The sequence below is a fragment of the Microbacterium lacticum genome (assembly GCF_006716815.1).
In the GTDB taxonomy this organism is placed as follows: Bacteria; Actinomycetota; Actinomycetes; order Actinomycetales; family Microbacteriaceae; genus Microbacterium; species Microbacterium lacticum.
Genome location: NZ_VFPS01000004.1, coordinates 45,626 through 65,263, shown reverse-complemented (window position 1 = coordinate 65,263; position 19,638 = coordinate 45,626). Strand labels below are relative to the sequence as shown.

The window sequence follows — 19,638 nt, the reverse complement described above, 5'->3', positions numbered from 1 at the left end:
CGATTATCGGCTCTGCGCATTCTAGGTGTACTGACCTCGACCGTTGTTGATTCGGTCGATGGGGGTTTTGCCTCCGATGCCGAGGTGGTGCCTGTCTAGGTTGTAGTGGTCGAGCCAGGTCGTCAACCCTGCTTTTCGGTCGTCGTTCGAGCTCCAGGGGCGGGCGTAGGCCCACTCGGTGGCGAGGGTGCGGTTGAGGCGTTCGACTTTCCCGTTGGTCCAGGGGCAGTGCGGTTTGATGAACCGCTGTCGGATGCCGTGCGCGTCGACCACGGCCTTGAACGCGGCCGAGTGGCGGTAAGCGAACGCGTTGTCGCTGATGACGCGTTCGACTGTGACGCCGAGGCGCGCGTAGAACGCGATCGCCCGCTCGAGCACACCCGCGGCGGTGATGCCTTTCTCGTCGTCGTGGATCTCCGCGTAAGCAACTCGGGAATGGTCGTCGATGACGGTGTGCACGTAGTCGTAACCCAGGCCCCGCTTGCGCGCAGGACGTTGCCCGCGGCCATGCAGACGCCATCCGCCGCCGTCGGGGATACGGCCGAGTTTCTTCACATCAACGTGGATCAGGGACCCGGGATGATCATGCTCGTAACGCTGCGCGGATCGGCGGGTCGCGCGGATCACGGACCCCGTGACCGGGTCCAGCTCCCGCAGCAACGGCACGTGGTGGCGGCGCAACACCCTACCGACCGTTGAGGCCTGCAAGCCGAGCTTGTCAGCGATGAACACCGGCCCACGCCGAGTGAGGTGCCGCATGATCCGCACCCTCGCCTCCACGCACGCTTTGGTCTGGCGAGGGTGGGAGCGGGCGACGCTGGAACGATCGATCAGGCCCGCCGGGCCGCACTCCCGGAACCTGCGCCACCACCGCCACGCGGTCGTGCGGGAGATCCCCATTTCCGCGGCAACATGCGCGACCGCACGCCCCGACTGGATGCGCTGAACCATGATCAACCGGCCGGCCGGAGTCAGCCGGGCATTAGCGTGAGACAAGAGAGACCTCCGTGCGTTTGAGCTGAAGAACTTTGACAGCTCCAACTCGACCCCGGAGGTCTCTCCTACGTCAACAACGATCTGGGTCAGTACATCTAGGTGGGGGTGAGGGGGTCAAGTCCGCCGGCGATCAGGAGCATGCGGAGCCGGTAGTTGTCGTAGTTGGTGAAGCCGCGGGCGATCCGGCGGGCGAGTTCGATGAGCCCGTTCACGGCCTCGGTGCCGCCGTTGGATGAGCGTCCTGTCGCCCAGTAGGCCAGGAACGCGGCTCGCCACTGGGTGAGGGTGCGGCCGAGGCGGGCGATTTCGGGGATCGGGCAGGACGGGAACGATTCGAGAACCTTCTCGGCGATCTTGTGCCCTTCGACCAGGTTGGGGTGCCGGTAGGCGTCGCGGAGCTGCTGGGCGGCGTGCCAGGCGACTTCAACTTCAACGTGCTCCTCTCTCGTCGCGAACGCCGCGTCGAGCCGGGACCGCTGCCTGTCGGTGAGGCGCTCCCGTCCGGCGCGGAGGATGTTGCGGATCCCGTAGAGCGGATCTCCCTTGCGGCCGCGATGTCCGAGGGTGTCTTGCTGGACGCGGCGACGGACGTCATCAACCGCGGCGGTGCCGAGCTTGACGACGTGGAACGCGTCCAGCACCGCGGTCGCGTCGTCGAGTTCGTCGTCGAGGGCCTTCTTGTAGCCGGCGAACGGGTCAAGAGCTGCGATCTTCACCCCGGCACGGAACTGCTCGTCCCGCTCCTTGATCCAGTCTGCGTACGCCTTCGAGGATCGACCTGGCACCAGGTCCAGCAGTCGCGCCCGCACGCGTCCCGTGGCGTCTCGGGTCAGGTCGACCATCCCGGTCAGCTCCTTCGGACCGCGCCCGCCGTCGGCGACGGGCTTCGTGGACACGTGATGCCACAGGTGCTCGTCCACGCCGAGCACCTCGACGCCATCGAACCGGCCAGGGTCCTGCTCGCGGCGCTGTAACTCGGCCTCCACGTGCGTCCAGACCGTGCGGCCACGCGACGCGCAGCTGCCGAGCGACACCGCGCACTGACGCGTTCTCGCGGCGCATCTGCACCACCGCCCACGCCACCGCGCGAGCCGTCAGCGCTTTGTTCGCCGCCGCGACGGCCGGGTTCTGCTCCGTGAATGAGCGCACCCCGCACCCGTCCTGGCGACACCGCCAGCGGCGCTTGCGCCACCGGACCCGAACCGGAGTACCGCCCATCGGGGCGTCCGTCAGAACGAGCACCTTCCGTCCCGCCGACTCCGCGACCACTCCGCACTCAGGGCAGCCGACCGGACCCGGCGGCGACTCGGCATCGATCACGAGCACGCCATCGCCGCGACGCTCGACCCCGGCCACCCGGAGCCCGTCGAGTCCGACGAGCAGGTCGCAGCGATCACAGTAGACAGCAGAACATGGGCGCGCGGCGGCGCAGCGCGTAGCATCAGGCACGGGTCGAGGTCTCCGGACGAACAGGTTGCTTGGTCGCTACCGATCCTCCGGGCCTCGACCCACCTCACCCCGTCACGCCACGCCCGAGCGCCTCACCCCACCCAGAATGCGCAGAACCCGATTGTGACGTCACATTTCCGCGTCGTTGTTGACACGGAGCCCGGACCGTACTCTCGGTCGTGGCCCCGGCATCCGCCTGCGCCGCACCCGTAACACCCGCAGGAGCCCGACATGTCCGCACCCGAGAACTGGCGCTTCGAGACCACGCAGATCCACGCCGGTGCCGCGCCGGATCCGGTCACGAAGGCCCGCGCGACCCCGATCTACCAGACGACCTCCTACGTCTTCGACAACGCCGACCACGCCGCGAACCTCTTCGCCCTCGCCGAGTTCGGCAACATCTACACCCGCATCCAGAACCCCACCCAGGATGTCGTCGAGCAGCGCGTCGCCGCGCTCGAGGGCGGCACGGGTGCGCTGCTGGTCGCCTCGGGCCAGGCGGCCGAGACCTTCGCGGTGCTGAACATCGCGCAAGCGGGCGACCACATCGTCTCGTCGTCGTCGATCTACGGCGGCACGTACAACCTCTTCAAGTACACGCTCGCCAAGCTCGGCATCGACGTGACGTTCGTCGAGAACCAGGACGACGCCGAGGAGTGGCGCCGCGCCGTACAGCCGAACACGAAGCTCTTCTTCGCCGAGACGATCGGCAACCCGAAGATCAATGTGCTCGACATCCGCACCGTCGCCGACGTCGCCCACGAGGCGGGCGTGCCCCTCATCGTCGACAACACGATCGCGACGCCGTACCTCATCCGCCCGTTCGAGCACGGCGCCGACATCGTCGTGCACTCGGCGACGAAGTTCCTCGGCGGCCACGGCACCGTGATCGGCGGCGTCATCGTCGACGGCGGCACCTTCCCGTGGACCGAGCACGCCGAGCGCTTCCCCGGCCTCACCACGCCCGACCCCTCGTACCACGGCGCCGTGTACACGCAGGCGGTCGGCGACCCGCTCGCCTACGTCATCAAGGCACGCGTGCAGCTGCTGCGCGACCTGGGCGCCGCCATCTCGCCGCAGAGCGCGTGGCTGCTCATCCAGGGCATCGAGACGCTGTCGCTCCGCATCGAGCGCCACGTGCAGAACGCGCAGGAGATCGCCGAGTGGCTCGAGAACCACGACGACATCGCCTCGGTCAACTACTCGGGGCTGCCGACCTCGCCGTGGTACGCCGCCGCGAACCGCTACGCCCCGAAGGGCGTCGGCGCGGTGCTCTCGTTCGAGCTCAAGGGCGGCGTCGAGGCGGGTCGCGAGTTCGTCAACTCGCTGACGCTGTTCAGCCACCTCGCGAACATCGGCGACGTGCGCTCGCTGGTCATCCACCCGGCATCCACCACGCACTCGCAGCTCACCCCCGAGCAGCAGCTCACGACCGGCGTCACGCCCGGCCTCGTGCGCCTGTCGGTGGGTCTCGAGAACGTCGAGGACCTCAAGGCCGACCTCGAGCAGGCCCTCGCCGCCGCGCGCCGGGTCGCCGAGGCCGCCCGCGCCTGACGCGGCATCCCGCGGCACCTGACGCACCTGCCGTTCCGCGCGAGCCGTCGCGTTCGCGCCGAACACGACGGCGGAGATCCCGCCCGACACGCCGACCCGTGGCATCCGCCACCCGCGTGTCTCGGCGACGCTCCGCCGTCGTGCCGTTCCCGCGCGGAGGCGTAACACGACTCACCCGGCGCGGCGGACCCGCGAGAATGGATGCCATGGACTGGCAGGCCTCTGAAGACACGGTGCCGTCGGCGCCGATCTCCGAGGCCGACGCGCGCCTCCTGCGCGCCCGCCCGCCCGCGAGCGGGGCGTGGCGCGACGGTGACCCGGCCGGAGGCCGGCGGTTCGCGCCGCTCGGGGCGTTCCACACCGAGAACGGCGAGCGGCTACCCTTCGCGCGGCTCGCGTACGAGACCTGGGGCGAGCTGAACGCGGCCGGGGACAACGCCGTGCTCGTCCTCCACGCCCTCACGGGCGACAGCCATGTGCGCGGCGAGGCGGGCCCGGGGCACGCCACCGACGGCTGGTGGCAGGACATCGTGGGCCCGGGCTGCGCGATCGACACCGACCGCTGGTTCGTCGTCGCGCCGAACATGCTCGGCGGATGCCAGGGTTCGACCGGGCCCGCCTCGATCGGCCCCGACGGGCGCGAATGGGGTCTGCGCTTCCCCTACGTCACGGTGCGCGATCAAGTCGCCGCGCAGGCGCTGCTCGCCGACGGGCTCGGCATCGACCGATGGGCGGCGGTCATCGGCGGCTCGATGGGCGGCATGCACGCGCTCGAGTGGGGCGTGGGGCTGCCCGACCGGGTCGAACGTCTCGCCGTGCTCGCCGCTCCCCCGACCACGACCGCCGACCAGATCGCGCTGAACTCGGTGCAGCTCGAAGCGATCCGCATCGACCCGCACTTCGGCGGCGGCGACTACTACGACGCCGCCGACGGCGAGGGGCCGCACCGGGGCCTCGCCCTCGCCCGCCGCATGGCGCTGCTGAACTACCGCAGCCCCGTCGAGCTGAACCTGCGCTTCCAGCGGTCGTGGCAGTCGGGCGTCAGCCCCCTCGGCGGCGGCGGGCGGTTCGCCGTGGAGAGCTACCTCGACTTCCACGGCAACAAGTTCACGCGCCGGTTCGACGCGAACAGCTACCTCACTCTCGTCGAGGCGATGAACTCGCACGACGTCGGCCGCGACCGCGGCGGGGTCGAGGAGGCCTTGGCACGCGTCACCGCGCGAACGCTCGTCGTCGGCATCGACAGCGACCGGCTCTTCCCCGTCGACGGCCAGGAGCGCATCTTCCGCGGCATCCGTTCGACGATCGACGCCGAGACCGTCGTGCTCTCGAGCGACTTCGGCCACGACGGCTTCCTCATCGAGACCGATGCCGTGGGCCGACACCTCGAGCGGCTGCTCGAGGGCTGACCTCAGGCGGCGGTGACGTCCGCCGCGGTGAGCGCACCCGGCGCACCCGGCGCACCCGGCACGCTCGTGCGGCGCTCGACCCCGAAGCTGACGAGGGCGAGGACGAGCCCCGCGGCGGCGAGCGCCGCACCGACGACCCCGGTGACGATCGACGCGATGTAGCTGTAGGCGGCGAAGAACCCGCCGAAGCCGATCGCCCCGACCGCGAGCGTCAGCCACACCTGGGGGATGTGGAACACCCCGAGCTCGGCACGGAGGGTCCGCCCGGGGTCGCCCGCGTGCGCCGGGACGAACAGGGCGATGAGCACCGCGGCGACCGCGAGCGCGCCGATCCCGAAGTAGGCGCCGTGCGGCAGGCCCGCGAGAAAGCGCGACACCGCGACGAGCTCGAAGGTGGGCATGACGAACGTGAGTGCGTTGAAGAGGGTCAGCACCGCGGCGAGCGCGAGCATGACGCGGTGGCGCGGGTACTTCGCGACGGATGCCGAGATCGTCGGCGCCCCGACAACGACCCCGAGCGCGTAGAGCGAGATGAGCCAGCCGGTGTGGGCGATCGCGGTGTCGGGATCGGTGGCCGAGAGCGCCGGCAGGAGGTCGGTGGCGGTCTGGGGCAGAAGGCCCATCACGACGAACTCGGTCATGCCGATGCCGAAGGAGCCGATGGCGAGAGAGAGGAGCGCCATCATCGCCGTCCTCTTCGATCTGGTCGAGGAGGCCACCCGGCAATGCTACCGGCGGCCTCGGGAGCCTCGGCGCGTCAGGACGCGTCGGGCTCGCCTGCTCCGAGCGCCCGCTCGAGCCGCTCGATCTTGCCGTCGATCTCGCCCGTGCGCCCGGGGCGGATGTCGGCTTTCAGCACGAGCGACACCCGCGACCCGAACGGCAGCACGGCCTCGGTGGCAGATTTGACGACGGCGAACACCTCGTCCCACTCCCCCTCGACCTCGGTGAACATCGAGGTCGTGCGGTGCGGCAGCCCCGACGCGCGGACGACCGCGACGGCGGCAGCGACGGCGTCGTGCACTGAGCCGTCGGCGCTCTCGCTGGCGGTGCCGGCACGCTCGGGGTCGGACGGGGCGCCGCTCGGGGCGACGGAGAAGGCGATGAGCACGGTGACCTCCAGGGTGATCGATGGGTGAGACGAGCGAGGGACGGCGAACGACGGTCAGCAGGCGGATGCCACGGCATCCACGACCCGGCTCCGCCGCCGCACCGGCGCCTGCAGCCGTGCGACGCGCACCACCATCCACACGAACAGCGCCCACACGACGAGGTTCCGGAGGGTCAGCACCGTGACGGCGACCGGTTCCGGGCTGAGGATGCCGGCGTACAGGAGCGGGTAGACGAGCTGGGTGAGCGCAGCGGCGACGAGGGCGAGCGCCGCCGGCCCCGCCCACACCCGGCGCCGCAGCACGATGCCGATGACGATCGACGGGACGAGCCAGGCGAGGTACTGCGGCGAGCCGACCTTGTTGAGCGCGATGAAGCCGGCGACAAGCGCGAGGGACAGGGACGGGAACAGCGCGGCGAACGAGACCCCGCGCGCGGCCTTCACGGCACCGATCACGGCGACCCCCGCGATGGCGACGATGAGGCCGGGGGTCATGACGGCCACCACGATGTCGACGGCCGGCCCGGCGACCTGGAACGTGAGCAGCTCGCGCGAGTAGGCGACCTCGAATCCCGGTGCACCGATCACGGCGCCCCAGAGGTAGGGCATCGCTGCGGGCGACTCGACCTGCAGCCCGCGCGTCGTCTGCTCGCCGACGAAGCCGAGCGCGTCTTCCGCGCCTCCGGCGAGGACCACCGCGATGAGGGTCAGCGCGCTCACGACGAGCGCACCGGCGACGATCTCTCCGCCGCGCCGCACCGAGCGCACGGCGATCACCGCGGCGAGCAGGAGCGCCGCGGGCCACACCTTCATCCACGTCGCGACGGCGAGGAGCATCGATCCCGCCCACGGGCGGCCGACGAGCCACAGGCATCCGACGATCGACAGCGCCACGGTGACCGCCTCGAGCCGGTAGAGGCCGACGGGACCGAGCAGCGCAATGAACCCGAGCCAGCACCACGCCGCCGTGCGGCGCCCGACCGACACGCCACGCCCGACGAGCACCGCGAACGCGACCGCGTCGAGTGCCGTGACGAGCAGTCCCCACCCGACGATGTAGCCCGCGATCGGGGCGAACGCGTGGGCGAGCACCATCGGCACGAGCGCCAGCTGCGGGTACACCCACGGCTCAGTGATGCCGACGATGGTGCGCCCCTCGAGCGCCTGCAGCGACCACGGTTCGTACACGCGGTAGACGTCGCCCATCGGCTCGTTCGGATAGGCGAACCCGAGCCAGAGGATGAGCGCGTGCACGAGCACGAACGCGACCCACAGCGCAGCCCGTCTCGACATCCTCCCCATCTTACGGAGCGGGTGTCGTGAGGACGGGGCGGCGCGAGGGCTCAGTCGCCGAGCAGGGCGCCGACGACGGATGCCACGGCGTCCGCCACATCGAGGGCGGTGACGGGTCCCCCGCCGCGCTGCGCCGACGCGGCAGCTGCGGCCCGGCCGTGCACGAACGCGGCGGTCGCGGCGAGCACACCGAGTTCCTCCGTGCCGATCGTCGCGTCCCCGCCCGCCGCCCGCTCCGCCCGGCCGGCCGCGCCGGCGACCAGAGCACCGAGGATGCCGCCGAGCACGTCGCCCGTGCCGGCCGTGGCGAGCCACGCCGTCGGGCTCTCGACTGTGCGGACCGTGCCCTCTGGGGTCGCGACGACCGTGCGGGCACCTTTCAAGAGCACCGTCACCCTCAGGGCCTCCGCGGTGTCGACGGCGGCCGCGACACGGTCGGCGCCCGGCGCCGTGAGGTCGATCACGCCGAGCCCCGCCGCCTCCCGCAGGCGCGCGAGCTCGCGGTCATGCGGCGTCACGACGAGCGGGGCCCCGTCGTCACCGTGGAGCTCGCGGCGCACGTCGGCGACGAGGTCGAGCGCCCCGGCGTCGGCGACGACGGGCACCGCACCCGCGAGCACCTCGCGCAGGGCGGCCGTCTCGGCGGAGCTGCGCTCCGAGGCATCCGTCCCCGATCCGGCGAGCCACGCCTGCACCCGCCCGTCCGCGGTGACCGTCTCGGGGCGCCGGGCGAGGACGAGCGCCGTGGAGCGGTCGTCGCCGAGGTAGCGCACCATGCCGAGGCCCGTGCGGTGCGCGGCCTCGACGCCGAGCACGGCGGCGCCCGGGTAGCGCTGCGAGCCCGTTCGCACGCCCAGCACGCCACGGGAATACTTGTCGTCGGAGGCCGTTGGCCTTTCGAGGACGCCTGCCGCGTGTTCCGCGCTCCACTCGATGGCCATGCCGTCACCCTACCCCCGTCACTCTCCCCGGAAGGCCCCGATGAACCTGCTGTTCACGCCGATCGAGCTGGGCGGGCTGACCGTCCGCAACCGTCTGTGGGTCGCCCCGATGTGCCAGTACTCGGCTGTCGACGGTGTGCCGAACGACTGGCACCACGTGCACCTCGCGCAGTTCGCGTCGGGCGGGGCGGGCGTCGTTATCGCCGAGGCGACCGCCGTGCTGCCCGAGGGGCGCATCTCGCCCGAGGACGTGGGGCTCTGGAACGACGCGCAGCGGGATGCCTGGGCCCCGATCGCCGCCTCGATCGCCGCGCGCGGCGCCGTCCCCGGCATCCAGCTCGCGCACGCCGGCCGCAAGGCGTCGACCTGGTCGCCGCTCACCGGCAAACGCGGCACGGTGCCGGCGTCGGACGGCGGCTGGCAGACGGTGGCCCCGTCGGCGATCGCCTTCGAGGGGCTTGACGAGCCCGTCGCGCTCGACGCCGCGGGCATCGACGCGGTGGTGGATGCCTTCGCCGCGGCCGCGGCGCGGGCCGTCGCGGCGGGGTTCACCCTGCTCGAGGTGCACGCCGCGCACGGATATCTGCTGCACCAGTTCCTCTCGCCGCTGTCGAACCTGCGCACCGACGAGTACGGCGGGTCGCTCGAGAACCGCGCCCGCCTGCTCCTGCGCGTCGTCGACGCCGTCCGCGCGGCGGCCCCGGAGGCGGCCGTGACGGTGCGGTTCTCGGCGAGCGACTGGGCCGACGGCGGCTGGGACGTCGCGCAGACCGCGACCGTCGCCGGGTGGGCGGCCGAACGTGGCGCGGTGTTCTTCGACGTCTCGAGTGGCGGCCTCGTCGCGCACCAGCAGATCACGACGGGCCCCGGCTACCAGGTGCCGCTCGCGGCCGAGGTGCGCCGCACGGCGGGCGTCGCGGTCGGCGCCGTCGGCGAGATCACGTCCGGCCCGCAGGCCGAGACGATCCTCAAGGCAGGCGAGGCCGACGTGATCCTCGCGGCGCGTGAATGGCTGCGCGACCCGCACTTCGGCCTGCGTGCGGCGACCGAGCTGGGAGAGCCGGCGGCGGCGCCCTGGCCCGTGCAGTACCTGCGCGCGCGGCCGCGCGCGCAGCGCTGAGCGCGGCGCTCAGCCGCCGGCGGGCGGGTTCTCGACGAGCACGCCGACGAGGCGCTCGAGCCGGCTGTTCATCTGTTCGGCGATCTCGGCGGCGCCCCGCCCCTCGATGGTCGCGCGGGTGCAGGTGTCGTCCGAGACGTCGACGAGCAGCTGGGCCGCCTCATCGATCGGCAGGCGCAGCCGCAGACCGTAGGCATCCACGACGTGCGCGATGATGCCCTCGACGCGCGAGCGCATCGCGCCCTGCCACGCGAGATAGGCCTCGGCGAGCATTGCGTCGCGCAGGGCCTGCGTGCGGATCTCGCTGATCAGCTGCGGCTCCATCCGCTCGCCGAGCGACGCGCCGACCACCTGGCGCACGAGGCTGCGCGTGTCCGACACCGCGTCGGCGGGAAGCCCGCGCACGCGGACCGCGACCTCGTCGAGCTTCGCCTCGGCGAGCTGGGTGATGAGGGCGAGGAACAGCTCGTTCTTCGAGGCGAAGTTCGAGTAGAACGCGCCGCGGGTGAAGCCGGCGCGCTCGCAGATCATCTCGACCGACGCGGCATCCATGCCGACCTCGGCGAAGACCTCGTGGGCGGCGGCGAGCAGGCGCGCCCGGGTCTGCTCACGACGGCGGCTGCCGGCGTGCGTTGTCACGTCGCTCACCACGTCTCCTCTCGGTATCGATCGCCTCGCCCATCTTCACATCGACTCCACAGGCTGTCGGCGCTCGACGCTCTTAGGATACATCTGTGTATCGGATACAGTTCTGTATCGACGCCGTCTGATCTCGTCCCGATACCGATCCTGGTATTCGTCTCGGAGCGCCCGTGTCCACACTTCTGTACTCCCTCGGCCGCTGGTCGTACCGCCACCCGTGGCGCGTCCTCGTCGGATGGCTGCTGCTGCTCGCCGTGGTCGGCGGCTCGGTCGGTGCCGGCATGGCCATCGGCGCCATCAAAGGGTTCGACAACTCGTTCTCGATCCCGGGCACCGAGGGCGAAGAGGGCCTTCAGATCCTGAACCGCACGTTCCCGCAGGCGAGCGGCACGAGCGCGCAGTACGTCGTCGCGGCCGCCCCCGGCGACCGCATCGACGACGAGCCGTACCGGAGTGAGATCTCCGACGCCGTAACGAGCCTCGAGGCTTTGGACGGCGTGATCGCCGTCACCGACCCGTACGACGACATGGTGACCGGCAACATCTCCGACGACGCTCAGGCGGCCCTCGTGAGGCTGCAGTTCGAGGGCACCGTGACCGACGTGCCGGATGCCACGAAGACGGCACTCGAGGACGAGTCGGCGACCCTGCAGAGCGCCCTGCCCGCGGGTTCGCAGGTGGTCGTCGGCGGCGACCTGTTCTCGACGTCGCTGCCCGCCCTCTCACTCGTCGAGGTGATCGGCGTGATCGTGGCGCTGTTCGTGCTGATCGTGACCTTCCGCTCGCTCGTCGTCGCCTGGTACCCACTGGTCAGCGCCCTCATCGGCGTGGCGCTCGCGATCACCCTGATCTTCCTGTCGACGGCGTTCGCCACCGTCTCGTCGACGACGCCGATGCTCGCGATCATGCTGGGGCTCGCCGTCGGCATCGACTACGCCCTGTTCATCGTGGCGCGACATCAGGATCAGGTGCGCGCGGGCACCGAGCCCGAAGAGTCGGCCGCGCGCGCGACCGGCACCGCCGGCTCGGCCGTGGTCTTCGCCGGCGTCACCGTGCTCATCGCCCTGATCGGCCTCGGCTTCGCCGGCATCCCGTTCCTGACGACCATGGGCATCGCGGCGGCCGTCGCCGTCGCCGTCGCCGTGCTCGTCGCCGTGACGCTCACCCCCGCCCTGCTCGGCTTCGCGAAGGCCCGCGTCGCGGGCTGGGGCTACGGCCTCTCGCGCGGCGTCGCCGTGCCCCGGCGGCGGCGCTCGGGCGCGACGGCAGCGGCCACCGAGTCCGCCTCGGCCCCTGTGTCCGCCTCGACAGGCTCGACGCCGAGGACGAACCGCTGGGTCATGCTCGTGACGAGGCACCCGATCATCACGACGATCGCGGTCGTCGTGATGATCGGCGTCGTCGCGATCCCCGCGGCGAGCCTGCAGCTGGCCCTGCCGAACGCCGGCATGCAGCCCACCTCGAGCGAGGCACGGCAGACGTACGACCTCACCGCCGAGCACTTCGGCGCGGGCGCCAACGGGCCGCTGATCCTCACCGGCACCATCGTCACCTCGACCGACCCGCTGGGCCTCATGGCGGACCTCAAGGCCGAGGTCGAGCAGATTCCCGGCGTCAAGGAGGTCGCCCTCGCGACGCCCAACGAGACCGCCGACACAGGGCTCGTGCAGATCGTCCCCGAGACGGCACCCGACGACCCGGCGACCGCCGACCTCGTGCGGGAGCTGCGCTCGCACCACGACGAATGGCTCGAGAAGTATGGCGTCGACCTCAAGGTCACGGGGTTCACGGCGATCGCGATCGACATCTCCGACCGCCTCGGCGCGGCGCTGCTGCCGTTCGGCCTGTTCGTCGTCGGGCTCTCGTTCATCCTGCTGATGGTCGTGTTCCGCTCGATCTGGGTGCCGCTGAAGGCGACGGTCGGCTACCTCCTGTCGATCCTCGCGGCGTTCGGCGTCGTGGCCGCGGTGTTCGAGTGGGGCTGGTTCGCTGACGCGCTGCACGTCACGCGGACGGGCCCGGTGATCTCGTTCATGCCGATCATCCTCATGGGGGTCCTGTTCGGCCTCGCGATGGACTACGAGGTCTTCCTCGTCTCGCGCATGCGCGAAGACTTCGTGCACGCGCGGCGCGCGGCGAAGGCATCCGGCGAGCCGTACAGCGCCCGGGCGCTCGCGATCGGCGCAGTGCGCAGCGGCTTCACCGCCTCGGCGCGCGTCGTGACCGCGGCCGCCGTCATCATGTTCGCCGTCTTCGCGGCGTTCGTGCCCGAAGGCGACACGGCGATCAAGCCCATCGCGCTGGGCCTCGCCGTGGGCATCGCGGTCGACGCGTTCGTCGTCCGCATGACGCTCGTCCCCGCCGTCATGGCCCTCCTCGGCGACAAGGCGTGGTGGATGCCTCTCTGGCTCGACCGCGTGCTGCCGCACTTCGACATCGAAGGCGAGGCCGTCGAGCGGGAACTCGCCCTCGCTGACTGGCCCGAACCAGGCTGCACCGCGCCCCTCGTCGCCGACGGCGTCGGCGTAACGGTCGACGGCGGTCGCGGCAGCGGCGACGTCGAGCTCTTCGCGGGCGCGAGCGTGCGACTCGACGACGGCGAGACGCTCGTCGTCACCGCGGCCGACGCCCGCGCCGCCCGCGCGTTCGTCCTCATGGTGGCGGGCCGCATCGACCCGAGCGCCGGGCGACTGCGGGTCGCCGGGCACCTGCTGCCCGGCCGCGCGGCGTGGGTGCGCGCGCACGTCGGCGTCGCGCTCCTCGACGGCGCCGCCGACCCGCTGCGCGAACTGCGCCGGGCGCTCTCGGGCCGGGCGACGCTCGTCGCGATCGACGGTCTCGACACGCTCACGGGGGCCGACCGCGACCAGGCATCCGCACTGTTGCGCGACGCGGCGGAGCGCGCCGCCTCGTCTCGCTCCCGTCGCGGCGGTTCACCACGCCCGCTCACGATCATCGCCTCGGCGCGCCGCGAGGGCGCCGCGCTCGATCTGCTCGCCGACGCGCGGCGCCCGGGCGTCCGCGCGCTCGCGCTCACCGTTGCGATATCCGCCCCGGCATCCCTCTCCTCTTCGTCGCCCACGACTTCGTCCACGCAGGTGATCTCATGACCCTCCCCCTCGAGCGCGCACGTTCGCGCCGCCCCGTGACCTGGCTGACCCTGCTCGGCGTGCTGCTGCTGCCGGTCGTCATCGGGGGCATCCTCGTCGCGGCCCTTTACAACCCGGTCGAGCGCCTCGACGGCATGCGCGCCGCGATCGTGAACAACGACGAGCCCGTCACGGTGAACGGGCAGCTCGTGCCCCTCGGCCGGCAGCTCGCCGCCGGGCTCGTCGAGGGGTCGGACGATCTGCCCTCGAACCTCGACTGGACGATCTCGAACACCGACGACGCTGCCGCGGGCCTCGCCGACGGTACGTACGACGCCGTGATCACGATCCCGGCGAACTTCTCGGCCGCCGCGACCTCGACGGCGGACGCCTCCGACGGCTCGGGCACGACCCCCGAAAAGGCGACGATCTCGACGCAGACCTCGCCCGACAGCCTCATCGTCGACGACGCGATCACCTCGCAGATGGCGCAGGCCGCGGCATCCGTCCTCGGTCAGCAGCTGTCGAGCACCTACCTCGAGAACGTCTTTCTCGGGTTCACGACGCTCGGCGACAAACTCGGCGAGGCGGCGAGCGGCGCCCACCAGCTCGCCGACGGTGCCGCGCAGGCCTCCGCCGGCGCCGCGCAGCTCCCGGCCGGGGCGACGGCGCTCGCGAGCGGTGCCACCCAGCTCGGCGAGGGGGCGACGGAGCTCTCGGGCGGCCTCACCCAGCTCGCCGACGGCACCCGTCAGTCCGCGGGCGGCGCCGGCCAGCTCGCGGCGGGGCTCGGCACCGTGTCGGGGCAGCTGACCGCGACCGCCCCCGACACGCTCGGCGGAGCGGCGGCGACGAACGTCTCGTACGCGAATGCGGCGGCGACGTCGACGCAGAAGCTGGCGGGCACCTACCAGGGGCTTCTCACCGCGAACAACTGCATCCCGCCGGCGACGCCGACCACGCCCGAGGAGGGTGCGGTATGCCTGGCGCTCGGGCAGCTCGCCGACGGCGTGACGGACGCCGCGACGAACGCCGGATACTCGGCCGGGTACGCGGCCGGCGTGCAGCAGGGGCTCGGCAAGACCGCGGCGGGCATCGATCAGCTCACGGCGGGCGCGTCGGGGCTGCAGACCGGGCTCGGCACGATCGCCGACGGCATCGACGCGTCCGCGACCGGCGCGACCGGGCTCGCTTCGGGCGCAGGCCAGCTCTCGACGGGCGCGACGCAGCTCGCCGACGGTGCCACGCAGCTCTCCGGCGGTGTGACGCAGCTGAGCATGGGTACGGCGTCGCTCGCCGACGGGCTCACCCAGGCATCCACGTCGCTGCCGTCGTACACCGATGAGCAGGCGAGCGACCTCGCGTCGGTCGTCGCGGACCCCGTGCAGGCCGAGGGGACGTCGACGAACCTGTTCGGCGCATCGGCGATTCCGCTGCTCGCGACGCTCGCGCTGTGGTTCGGCGCGCTCGGCTCGTTCGTCGCGCTGCAGGCGGTGCCGCGGTACGCGCTCAGCTCGCGCCGGTCGTCGGGGCTGCTCGCGCTGCGCGCGCTCGCCCCCGCCGCCGCGATCGGCGCCGTCCAGGGTCTGTTGGTCGCAGCGGTCGTCCAGTTCGCCGCCGGGTACGACTGGGGCGCATGGTGGACCTTCGCCGGCGTGGCGGTCGTCGCCGGCATCGCGTTCGCCGCCGTCAATCAGGCGCTCGTGGCGGTGTTCGGCGGCGCCGGGCGCTGGATCTCGGCGCTCATCGGGGTGCTGGCCGTCGCGACGGGCATCGTCTCGACGGTGCCGGGCGTCCTCTCCGCCATCGCCGGGCTCATGCCGACGACGCCGTCGTACACCGCGATGCTCTCTGCCCTCACCTCGGCGGGAGGCCTCGGCGCGGGCCTCGCCGGCCTGATCGTGTGGGCCGCGCTCGCCGTCGTCGTGACCATCATCGCCGTGGCGCGCCGCCGCACGGCGAAGGCATCGACGCTGCTGCAGCCCGCCCCCGCGCTGGCGTAGCCACCGCGGCCGGCGGCGGCGGCTTCCCGTAGGCGCTACAGAAACCAGCATCCGCGCCAGGTTAATCCTGTAGCGGATGCTGATTCGTGGCGCGGCAGCAGCCAGCGGTGCCGAAACCTGTGGCGGATGCGGTGACTGGCGCCTTGGCCACGCGCCACAGCCCACTCGGCCACGACGCGCCCGCAGCGCGCGGCGCGCGGCGCGCGGCGCGCTACAGAAACCGGCATCCGCGGCAGGTTAAACCTGTGGCGGATGCCGGTTCGTGGCGCGGGGACGGGCGCGCGGGGCGCGGGGTGCCTCAGTTCAGGCCGCTGTAGACGTGCAGCCCCTTGAAGAACATGTTCACGATCGTGAAGTTGAACATCACGGCCGTGAATCCCACGATCGACAGCCACGCCGAACGGGTGCCGCGCCAGCCGCGCGTCGCGCGCGCGTGGATGTACCCGGCGTAGAGCACCCAGATGACGAAGGTCCAGACTTCCTTGGTGTCGAAGCCCCAGTACCGTCCCCAGGCGTCGTTGGCCCAGATCGATCCCGCGATGAGCGTGAACGTCCAGAAGATGAAGCCGATGATCGCGAAGCGGTAGGCGAGGGATTCGAGGGCGTCCGCGGAGGGCAAAGTACGCAGGAAGCGCGGGCCGGTCCTCACGGGGTTCGCCGGCGTCTCCGCGACGACGGACGCCTCGGCATCCCGCTCCTCCGCGGCGACCGCGTCGGCTGCGATCGCGAGCCGCTCCCGCCGCGCCTGCAGCAATTGCATGACCGAGAGCGCGAACGCGAGGGCGAACAGGGCCGTCGCGAGCGATGCGACGAACACGTGGATGACGAGCCACACGCTCTTCAGCGGGTCGGAGAGCGGCACGACGACGGTGTAGAACCAGATGGCCGTGGCGCCCAGCAGCACGGTCACGAGGCCCGTGATGAAGGTGCCGAGGAAGCGCAGGTCGTAGCGCAGCAGCACGACGAGGTAGACGGCGACGATGAGCATCGTGCCGGTGAGGGCGAACTCGTACATGTTCGACCACGGCACGCGCCCCGCGGCGATGCCGCGAGTGATGTCGGCGGCCACGTGGAAGAGGAAGCCGAGCACCGTCAGCGACGTGCCGATCCGCGCCCACAGATAGCGGCGGCGCGCACCCGGACGCGCCGCGAGGTTCACCGCCGCGGCATCCTCTTCGGCGCGCACGCGCGAGATGGCCGAGCCACCGGCGTCGGATGCCACAGCACCACTCGCCCCGGTGCCGGCGACCGAGGCCGCACCGACGAGTTCGCGCGAACGCGCGGCATCCGTCGCGGCGTCTTTCTGCTGCAGAGCGAGGTCGGAGCGGCGCGCGAGGTCGACGGCGTACGCGATGAAGGCGAGCGCGTAGATCGCAATGGCCGTCCAGACGAGCAGGACCGAGACGCTGTCGAGCGAGAAATCGGCGGCGGGCATGGCGTCCAGTCTACGCGGGCAGGTTCGCGTCGTCGGGGGTCGTCGTCGAGGCCGACGACGGCGTGGCAGCAGGGTCCGACGGCGCGGTGGGGGTGGATCCCTGCGCCGGCCACCCCTCGGCATCCAGCGCCCTCTGGTGCTCGCGCTGCAGGCCCTCGACCGCGACGGCGATCGCGGGGTCCTCACCGCGCGCGAGGCCGGCGTACTCGAACGTGAGCTCGCCGGGCCCGGTCGACACAGCCTTGACCCACAGGCGCCGGCGCGGCACGAAGAGTGCGGCGAGCAGGCCGAGCAGGGCGATCACGGCGAACAGCAGCACGAACGGAGCGCCGATGTCGCGGTGCACCGACAGCGACACGTAGCGCTTCACCGTTTCCGCGCCGCCGGTCGCGGTGTTGTCGTCGAACGTGATCGTGCCGAGGCCGTCCGGCAGGTCGACGGTCTGCCCGGGCTCAAGCTTCAGCGAGTCGACGCCGATCGAGCGTCCGGTGAGCTGGGTCATGCCGCTCGTGTCGAGGGCGTAGACGTTGCGCGGGGTGCCGTCGTCGATGCCGAGGTCGCCGACGTAGACGTCGACGGTGAGGAGCGGGTTCGCGAGCGCCGGGTAGGCCGAGGTGAACGCTCCCGAGTGCAGCGTCGCGGCGGTCGGGTAGAAGAAGCCGACGAGCCCCATCTGCTCGGGCAGCCCGTCGGGCACCTTCACGACGCCGAGCGAGGTCATGTTCGTGTCCTGCGGCAGGAACTCGACGTCTTCGCGGAAGACCACATCGCCCGCGGGGTTTCGCACCGTGATGGTCGGGGCGTAGCCGTTCCCCATCAGGTAGACGCGGTCGCCGGCCATGTCGATCGGGTGGTTGACCCGCACGGTCTGCTTCTTCGCGTCCTGCCCGGGCTCGCGCGTCGTGAGGTTCGCGGCGAAGTCGCCCGCCATGCCCTGCCCCGCCTCGCCGACCGGCACGTACGACACGTCGAAGCTGTCGAGGGTGAGCGAGTAGGGCGGAAGGCTCTCGGTGTCGACGAAACGGCCCGGGTTGAAGGAGGTGTAGCCGAGGCCGAGGGAGTTCACGAAGCTGTCGCCCTCGACGATGACGGTCTGCCCCGTGTAGGTCAGGCCTCCCCCGATGCCGACCGAGAGCAGCACGCCGACGAGCGCGCCGTGGAAGATCAGGTTGCCGGTCTCGCGGGCGTAGCCGCGCTCCGCCGAGACCGACGCGACAGCGGGCCGCTTCGCCGTGGCGGGCGTGTCGTACCGCTCGACTCGGTAGCCGGCCTTCCGCAGCTGCTGCTGCGCGAGGTCGACGGCGTGGGATGCCTCGTCGGAGGCATCCCTCCCCGCTGGCACGGCACGGACCGTCTCGGCGTGGTCGTCGAGCCGCGACAGGCGCACGGGAGTGCGCGGCGGCCGGGCGCGGAGCGCCCCCAAATGGTGGGTCGTGCGCGGGATGACGCAGCCGATCAGGGAGATGAACAGCAGGATGTAGATCGCCGAGAACCACGCCGACGAGTACACGTCGAACAGCTGCAGGTGGTCGAGGATCGGGTAGAGATCGGGGTTGTCGGTGCGGTACTGGCTGACCCCGTTGGGGTCGGCGGTGCGCTGCGGCACGATCGATCCGGGGATCGCGGCGATCGCGAGCAGCAGCAGCAGCACGAGCGCCGTGCGCATGCTGGTCAGCTGCCGCCAGCCCCAGCGGAGCCACCCGACGACGCCCAGCCGCGGCTGCGCGATGTCACCGGTCGGACGCCCGGTGCGCGGCGCGCCGTCGGCGTGGTCGTCGGGCCGGAGCGGATCAGAGAGGGAGCTCGACACTGCCGATCACCCCCTGCAGCTGCGACATGACCGAGGTCCAGACGCCGGTGACCATGAGAAGGCCGAGGATCACGAGCAGCACGCCCCCGATGATGTTGACCGCGCGGATATGCCGCCGGAGGAATGCGACTGAGCGGGTCGCCCAGCCGAAGCCGACCGCGAGGAGCACGAACGGGATGCCGAGGCCGAGCGAGTAGGCGACGGCGAGCGCCACGGCGCGCCACGGGTCGGCCTGGGTCAGCGAGATGGACAGGATCGCGGTGTAGGTCGGTCCGATGCACGGGGCCCAGCCGATGCCCATCGCGACGCCGAGGAGCGGCGCGCCGATGAGGCCGAGGTTCGAGCGCACCTGCGGCTTGACGGTGCGCTGGGCGAACCCGAACACCCCGAGGAAGACGAGGCCCATCACGATCACGACGACGCCGAGCACGCGCGTGATCGGGTCCTGGTACTGGATGAAGAACCGCCCGACCGAGCCGGCGAGCACCCCCATCGCGACGAACACGACGGTGAACCCGGCGATGAAGAGCACGACGCCCAGCAGCAGGCGGCCGCGGCCGCGCCGCGCCGCCGTGCGCCCACCGCCGGCACCCGCGGTCGCGCCACCCACCCCCGTGGTCGTCCCGCCGGTCGCGCCCGCGGCGCCGCCGAGGAATCCGAGATAGCCCGGCACGAGCGGCAGCACGCACGGCGAGAGGAAGGAGATGAGCCCCGCGAGCATCGCGATGGGAAGCGCCAGCCACAGCGCGCCGTCGAAGACGATGGAGCCGGCGTTCACGACGCGAG

Annotated in this window: 14 protein-coding genes and 1 pseudogene; 5 read left to right on the top strand and 10 right to left on the bottom strand. The window is 71.7% G+C overall.

From position 1 onward, the window contains the following. Nucleotides 1-21: 21 nt before the first annotated feature. Entirely contained in the window at nt 22-996 is a 975-nt protein-coding gene (locus FHX68_RS11630) for an IS481 family transposase (protein ID WP_141920004.1), read from the bottom strand. Nucleotides 997-1,091: 95 nt separating this feature from the next. After that, nucleotides 1,092-2,445, bottom strand: a pseudogene (locus tag FHX68_RS11625) (ISL3 family transposase). A 231-nt stretch (nt 2,446-2,676) separates the two neighbouring features. Between FHX68_RS11625 and FHX68_RS11620 the strand changes: the two are divergent. Next, entirely contained in the window at nt 2,677-3,999 is a 1,323-nt protein-coding gene (locus FHX68_RS11620; protein WP_141380582.1) for a bifunctional o-acetylhomoserine/o-acetylserine sulfhydrylase, read from the top strand. A gap of 206 nt (nt 4,000-4,205) precedes the next feature. Continuing rightward, nucleotides 4,206-5,408, top strand: coding sequence for a homoserine O-acetyltransferase MetX (gene metX, locus FHX68_RS11615; RefSeq protein ID WP_141380581.1), 1,203 nt, complete (start codon nt 4,206-4,208; stop codon nt 5,406-5,408). A gap of 2 nt (nt 5,409-5,410) precedes the next feature. On the opposite strand, the gene FHX68_RS11610 is transcribed toward metX, so the two are convergent. The 4 genes from FHX68_RS11610 to FHX68_RS11595 are packed head-to-tail and all read right to left on the bottom strand — an operon-like array spanning nt 5,411 to nt 8,753. Further along, entirely contained in the window at nt 5,411-6,127 is a 717-nt protein-coding gene (locus FHX68_RS11610; protein ID WP_141380580.1) for an MFS transporter, read from the bottom strand. A gap of 38 nt (nt 6,128-6,165) precedes the next feature. Next, nucleotides 6,166-6,519 carry a thiamine-binding protein gene (locus FHX68_RS11605; RefSeq protein WP_141380579.1) on the bottom strand — a complete coding sequence of 118 codons (354 nt, stop codon included), beginning with the start codon at nt 6,517-6,519 and terminating at the stop codon, nt 6,166-6,168. A gap of 54 nt (nt 6,520-6,573) precedes the next feature. Then, a complete protein-coding gene (locus tag FHX68_RS11600) occupies nt 6,574-7,812 on the bottom strand; it encodes a DUF2029 domain-containing protein (protein WP_141380578.1) in 1,239 nt (412 codons plus the stop codon). Nucleotides 7,813-7,862: 50 nt separating this feature from the next. Further along, nucleotides 7,863-8,753, bottom strand: coding sequence for an ADP-dependent NAD(P)H-hydrate dehydratase (locus FHX68_RS11595; RefSeq protein WP_141380577.1), 891 nt, complete (start codon nt 8,751-8,753; stop codon nt 7,863-7,865). A gap of 40 nt (nt 8,754-8,793) precedes the next feature. Between FHX68_RS11595 and FHX68_RS11590 the strand changes: the two genes are divergently transcribed. Next, nucleotides 8,794-9,873: an NADH:flavin oxidoreductase/NADH oxidase gene (locus FHX68_RS11590; protein WP_141380576.1), complete on the top strand. Its 1,080-nt coding sequence runs from the start codon at nt 8,794-8,796 to the stop codon at nt 9,871-9,873. Nucleotides 9,874-9,882: 9 nt separating this feature from the next. Here FHX68_RS11590 and FHX68_RS11585 read toward each other — a convergent pair whose 3' ends face one another. Then, on the bottom strand, nt 9,883-10,521 hold the full coding sequence (locus FHX68_RS11585; RefSeq protein WP_141380575.1) for a TetR/AcrR family transcriptional regulator: 639 nt from the start codon (nt 10,519-10,521) through the stop codon (nt 9,883-9,885). A gap of 164 nt (nt 10,522-10,685) precedes the next feature. Here FHX68_RS11585 and FHX68_RS11580 point away from each other — a divergent pair, with 164 nt between their 5' ends. Both FHX68_RS11580 and FHX68_RS11575 read left to right on the top strand, forming a co-directional pair. After that, on the top strand, nt 10,686-13,625 hold the full coding sequence (locus FHX68_RS11580) for an efflux RND transporter permease subunit (protein ID WP_141380574.1): 2,940 nt from the start codon (nt 10,686-10,688) through the stop codon (nt 13,623-13,625). Then, entirely contained in the window at nt 13,622-15,607 is a 1,986-nt protein-coding gene (locus tag FHX68_RS11575; protein WP_141380573.1) for a YhgE/Pip domain-containing protein, read from the top strand. Before FHX68_RS11580 ends, FHX68_RS11575 begins: the two co-directional genes overlap by 4 nt. 298 nt (nt 15,608-15,905) lie before the next feature. On the opposite strand, the gene ccsB is transcribed toward FHX68_RS11575, so the two are convergent. The 3 genes from ccsB to FHX68_RS11560 are packed head-to-tail and all read right to left on the bottom strand — an operon-like array spanning nt 15,906 to nt 19,630. Next, nucleotides 15,906-17,042, bottom strand: a complete 1,137-nt coding sequence (gene ccsB / locus FHX68_RS11570; RefSeq protein ID WP_141380572.1) for a c-type cytochrome biogenesis protein CcsB — start codon at nt 17,040-17,042, stop codon at nt 15,906-15,908. A gap of 10 nt (nt 17,043-17,052) precedes the next feature. Next, a complete protein-coding gene (gene resB / locus FHX68_RS11565) occupies nt 17,053-18,852 on the bottom strand; it encodes a cytochrome c biogenesis protein ResB (protein ID WP_141380571.1) in 1,800 nt (599 codons plus the stop codon). Next, a complete protein-coding gene (locus FHX68_RS11560) occupies nt 18,833-19,630 on the bottom strand; it encodes a cytochrome c biogenesis CcdA family protein (protein WP_170214237.1) in 798 nt (265 codons plus the stop codon). The genes resB and FHX68_RS11560 overlap by 20 nt, the downstream gene beginning before the upstream one ends. Between the last annotated feature and the right edge of the window lie 8 nt (nt 19,631-19,638).